Origin of the sequence: Peptacetobacter sp. AB800 (assembly GCF_047807365.1) — a bacterium.
Taxonomy (GTDB): Bacteria; Bacillota; Clostridia; order Peptostreptococcales; family Peptostreptococcaceae; genus Peptacetobacter.
Window position 1 is genome coordinate 1 of record NZ_JBLOUI010000073.1, and the last position, 2,793, is coordinate 2,793.

Annotated in this window: 2 protein-coding genes; both read left to right on the forward strand. The window is 33.7% G+C overall.

The features are described 5' to 3' along the window. Positions 1-135 precede the first annotated feature (135 nt). Positions 136-1,329: an aspartate kinase gene (locus ACK2WN_RS11865; RefSeq protein WP_300529441.1), complete on the forward strand. Its 1,194-nt coding sequence runs from the start codon at positions 136-138 to the stop codon at positions 1,327-1,329. A gap of 30 nt (positions 1,330-1,359) precedes the next feature. Then, a complete protein-coding gene (gene lysA / locus ACK2WN_RS11870; RefSeq protein WP_329998631.1) occupies positions 1,360-2,652 on the forward strand; it encodes a diaminopimelate decarboxylase in 1,293 nt (430 codons plus the stop codon). Positions 2,653-2,793 lie beyond the last annotated feature (141 nt).

Here is a 2,793-nt window from a genome sequence, read left to right on the forward strand (position 1 = left end):
TAAGGTTTCAATTTTCTCGACTCCTTTCCGTAGGGGGAATGTGTTTTTGGGTGAAATCATTGTAAACCCTACCGGGGTCGAGATTCAATACTAAATAAGTTAACAGAGCGTTATTATTCATTAGGAGGTAAAAGAATGAGTGTAGTTGTACAGAAATACGGTGGAAGCTCTGTTGCCGACACTGACAAAATCAGAGCAATAGCAGAGGGAATAATAGAAAGAAAGAAAACTGATCCTAACATAGTAGTAGTAGTTTCAGCTATGGGAAAAACTACTGATGGATATATAAATATGGCTAAATCAGTAACAGATAAACCTTGTAAAAGAGAACTAGATGCTCTTTTATCAACTGGTGAAATGATATCAGCTTCAATGCTTGCCATAACTTTAGAAGCTCTAGGCTGCAAAGCTATAAGCTACAATGCTTACCAGTTAGACATACATACTAGTGGAAATCATGGAAAATCATTAATAGATGATATAAATGTTGATAGAATACAGGAAAGTTTAGATGAGGGATATGTAGTAGTAGTTACTGGATTCCAGGGAATTAATGACGAAGGAGACATCACTACTCTAGGAAGAGGAGGATCTGATACTTCAGCGGTTGCATTAGCAGTTAAATTAAACGGAAAATGTGAAATATACACAGACGTAGATGGAGTGTACTTTACAGATCCAAGAGCATATGCAGATGCTAAAAAACTTGATGAAATAGAATACGAAGAAATGCTAGAACTTGCAAGCTTAGGCGCAAAAGTTATGCATTCAAGAAGTATAGAACTTGCTCAGAAATATGGAGTAGAAGTATATGTAGGACGTACATGTGGAACAGTAAAAGGAACATACATAAGAGGAGGAAAAAACATGAAATTAGAAGATAAAGTAATAACAGGAATAGCAACAAGTGATGCAGATAGCTCAATAACAATAAAAGAATTAGATATGGACAACGTATCAGCTCTATTTGAAGATATAGCAAATAAATCTATAAGCGTGGATATGATAAGCCAGACAGCTCCAATAGATGGAAAATTAAACGTATCATTTACTATACCAAAAGAAGAAGTTGAAGAATGTATAGAATTAGCTAAAAAATACACTTCAGATGAAAATGTAGCTGTAGACAACGAAATAACTAAATTCTCACTAGTAGGACTTGGAATGAAACATACTTCAGGTGTTGCTTCAAAGGTATTTAGAATATTCAAAGAAAACAACATAAGAGTAAAATTAATAACAACATCAGAAATAAGAATAACTTGCGCAATAAATACTTCAGACAAAGAAGTAGCTATACAGAAAATGTGCGAAGAATTTAATGTATAAGAGAAATTGAAAGAAAGTAGGGAATAAGATATGAAACTTCATGGGAGTATGGAAATAAAAAACGACGAACTTTATATTGGTGGTGTAAATTGCCTAGATATGGTAAAAGAATACAAAACACCTCTTTATGTATTTGACGAGCAGCTTATAAGAGATAATTGTAGAGAATACAGAAAATATTTTAAAGTTGAAGAAAATGGAAATAGGGTAGCATATGCAGGTAAGGCATTTTTACCAGGGTATATGTGCAGACTTATAAAAGAAGAAAAGATGTGTCTTGATGTAGTATCTGGTGGGGAATTATACACAGCTCATAAATCAGGATTCCCAATGGAGAACATATTCTTCCATGGAAACAATAAAACAAGAGAAGAAGTTGAGATGGGTGTAGAGTACGGAGTTGGAAAATTCGTAGTTGATAACTTCTATGAATTAGATTTATTAGAAGAAATTTGCGAAAGAGAAGATAAAGTACAGGAAATATACTTTAGAATAACTCCAGGTATAGAAGCTCACACTCATGAGTATATAAAAACAGGACAGATAGATTCAAAATTCGGATTTGCACTTGTAAATGGAGATTTATACAATGCAATAGAAAAATTAAAAGAGTACAAAAGAGTTAAATTAGTTGGACTTCATGCACACATAGGTTCTCAGATATTTGAGCTTGAGCCATTCCTTGATGAAGTAGATGTTATGATGAAACTTGTTAAGGAAATAAAAGAAAACTACGGAATTGAGTTAACAGATGTAGACTTAGGTGGTGGAGTTGGTGTTTATTACACTGAAGAAGATAAACCAAGAGCTATAAAAGATTTCTGTGAGTCTATAATTGATAGAGCAGAAAAAACTTGTGCTGAGTTAGGTATGGAAGTTCCACACCTTGTTATAGAGCCAGGTAGATCTGTAATAGCAAATGCAGGAAGTACTCTATACACAATAGGTTCAATAAAAGATATTAAAGACGTTAGGGTATATGTAAGTGTTGATGGAGGTATGACTGATAATATCAGACCATCTCTATATCATGCAGGATATGAATGTAGTATCGTTAATAAGATGAATGGAAATACAGACAATAAAGTAACTATTGCTGGAAAATGCTGCGAAAGTGGAGATATCTTAATAAATAATGTTGCGATATCTGAGATAGAGAGTGGAGATATTCTAATCACTACATCAACAGGAGCTTATGGATATTCAATGGCTTCAAACTATAACAAAATTCAGAAACCAGCTGTAATAGCCGTAAAAAATGGTGAAATAACACCAGTATGTAGAAGACAAACATTCGAAGATGTACTTGCTTTAGAATTATAAAACTTAGGGCTGTTGTAAATTGCAACAGCCTTTTTTGTATGTAGAAAACCCCCAGTTAGACTGGGGGTTCAGTAAAGCTTTTAGCTTTGAGTCTTTAATAAAAAAGCTCCTTTTGATAAGATATAATTGCGGTCCGCCAAC